The 2,617-nt window shown below is 57.1% G+C and carries 1 protein-coding gene and 2 pseudogenes; 2 read left to right on the top strand and 1 reads right to left on the bottom strand.

Annotated elements, in window-relative coordinates; translation table 11 throughout:
* The first annotated feature begins 199 nt into the window (after window positions 1-199).
* Both AB4Y44_RS42145 and AB4Y44_RS42140 read left to right on the top strand, forming a co-directional pair.
* On the top strand, window positions 200-1,738 hold the full coding sequence (locus AB4Y44_RS42145) for an IS3 family transposase (RefSeq protein WP_069264554.1): 1,539 nt from the start codon (window positions 200-202) through the stop codon (window positions 1,736-1,738).
* A 75-nt stretch (window positions 1,739-1,813) separates the two neighbouring features.
* A pseudogene (locus AB4Y44_RS42140) lies at window positions 1,814-2,092 on the top strand (helix-turn-helix domain-containing protein); the annotation flags it as partial.
* On the opposite strand, the pseudogene AB4Y44_RS42135 reads toward AB4Y44_RS42140, so the two are convergent.
* Window positions 2,028-2,617 (bottom strand): annotated as a pseudogene (locus AB4Y44_RS42135) (hypothetical protein); the annotation flags it as partial. The pseudogenes AB4Y44_RS42140 and AB4Y44_RS42135 sit on opposite strands and share 65 nt — an antisense overlap.

Genomic DNA, 2,617 nt, shown 5'->3' with positions numbered 1-2,617 from the left:
GCTCGGTGCTAAAAACCCCCTCCAGATAGATATAAAGGACTACAAAACAACCACACCCAGAACCAACCTCAACCCCGACATCTGTATTTAGCCGGGACCCCGACATCTGAAAATGGCTTTGACATTATGTTGTACGGGCTAAGTTGTAGTGTCCGCTTTGGGGGTGCGGCGGAATTCTTGGACTATTAGGAGCTGGTCCATGTATTCATACGAAGAACGCATCCGAGCGGTCAAACTCTACTTGAAGCTTGGAAAGCGCCTCACCGCGACGGTTCGTCAGTTAGGCTATCCCACAACGAAATCGCTCGAACGTTGGTATCACACGTACGAGCGATGTCTGGATTTGCCGAAGGAACGTATCTGCTTGAGGCCGCGCTATTCGGCGGAACAAAAAAAAGCGGCTACAGACCACTATATGAGCCATGGCCAGTGTCTGGCAGTAACGACAAAGGCCTTGGGATATCCGGGACGCGGGACGCTCGTCGCCTGGCTCGACGAGCTGCATCCTGAGCGAAAGAAGCGCGTTCTCGGGAAGGCTTCGGGTATTCGGTATGCACCGGAGCTCAGGCAGACAGCGGTCATCGATCTGTGCACTCGACGAGAAAGCGCGGAGGAAGTTGCTAAAAGGATTGGCGTGAGCCGGCCAACGTTGTACAACTGGAGAGATCGGTTACTCGGTCAGGAGGCTGCTTCAGCCATGACACGCCGCAACGATCCGCCGCAGAGCTCCGAGAAAGCGACGCTGGAGCAGCAAGTCGAATCACTCCGACGAGACATCCGGAAGCTCCAGATTGAACACGACATTCTGAAGAAGGCCAATGAAATATTAAAAAAAGGCCAGGGCGTCAACCCGCAACTCCTGACGAATCGGGAGAAGACGGCGCTGGTTGATGCCCTGAAACAGACTTACACGCTGCCGGAGCTTTTGGCTGAATTGGGGCTCGCCCGTAGCTCCTACTTCTATCACCGGGCGCGGATACAGGCTGCCGACAAGTATGCGGGTGTACGCAGTGCCATCGCAGATATCTTTGAATTGAACCACCGCTGCTACGGATATCGCCGGGTGCGGGCGGCACTTGGCAGGCAGAAAGTCTTCATCTCGGAGAAGGTCGTTCGGCGCTTGATGAAGCAGGAGCAGCTAAGCGCGGCCACAACGAGGCGACGTCGATACGGCTCCTACGCTGGAGAAATAGGTCCGGCTCCAGAGAACCTTATCAACCGGGATTTCCGTGCCGCAGCACCGAATGAAAAGTGGCTCACAGACATCACCGAGTTCCAGATTCCTGCTGGCAAAGTCTATCTGTCGCCAGTTATTGATTGCTTCGATGGGCTTGTGATCAGCTGGTCGATCGGTACGCGACCAGACGCCGAACTCGTAAACACGATGCTCGATGCCGCCATCGAAGCAATCGGCAGCAGCGACAGCCGACCTGTTGTCCATTCAGATCGCGGTGCGCACTATCGCTGGCCAGGCTGGCTTGCCCGGATACGTGAGGCAAGGCTGATTCGCTCAATGTCGCGCAAGGGCTGCTCGCCCGATAACGCAGCGTGCGAAGGATTCTTTGGACGGCTGAAAACGGAACTGTTTTACTCGCGGGACTGGCAGACCGTCAGCACCGACCAGTTCATCGAGGTCGTTGACTCGTACATTCGCTGGTACAACGAGAAACGGATCAAGATCTCGCTTGGCGCACTCAGTCCGATTGAATACCGGGAGAGCCTCGGGCTGACGACATAAACCCGTCCAAGAATTCCGCCGCACCCCCTTCTGGCTCATTAGTGATGTCCGATTCCTGCCCTGGTTGAGGCGCACGAGCGGCTAGTGATCCGGTACCGGGAATCTGGCGCGACCGGGCTGACGTCGCGCAAGCGCGGTCGCCCCGGGAATCGCCGACTGGATGTCGAGTTGGCCCGACGGGCGCTGACGATTATCCGGGACCGTTACGCCGATTTTGGACCGACGCTGGCTGCCGAGAAGCTGTGGGAATGCCACGGCCTGCGGCTGGCGAAGGAAACGGTGAGGAAGCTCATGACGGACGCCGGACTGTGGGTGCCTCGCCGGCAGCGGCCACCGAAGGTGTATCAGCCAAGGGCACGGCGTGCACCAGCCCATAGCCGAGATCGTCTAGGATCGCATTGAGCAACGCCACCGGCGAAGGAAAATAGTGCCTCGGGTACCGGCCGACCGTCACACCGAAATGTGAACGGAAGAACACGTCATGCAGGGCGTCCTTCCGGTCAAACAGGATGGCGGTGGCCTTGAGCGCGCCCGGCAAGGTCAGGCCACCGGCGAAATATTCGCGCGCGAAACATAACGTCCCGTACCGTCCGTAATGGCTGACTCGAAATCCTCTCCTCGGGTCGGGTGCCAGCCAGTCCTGGACCATACGTCTCAACGACACTCCCGAAATCGCCATAAGTTCCTCCATCATTTCGACGGCGACGGTACTGCGCCCCTGAAGATCAACAGTCGTTAACACGCGGTTGATAGTAAGCGGTAGTTTTTCCTCACATAGATCCTGAGCTGAAAACAGCGCAGGATGTGTCCACGGTTTTTTAATGGACACACCCTTCATGGACGAGAACTGCGCAGATTTTTTGCCCTTGCGTGCGACCA

This window comes from Paraburkholderia sp. BR10937 (genome assembly GCF_040965695.1).
Classification (GTDB): domain Bacteria; phylum Pseudomonadota; class Gammaproteobacteria; order Burkholderiales; family Burkholderiaceae; genus Paraburkholderia.
This window is presented reverse-complemented; position numbering and strand designations above follow the sequence as displayed.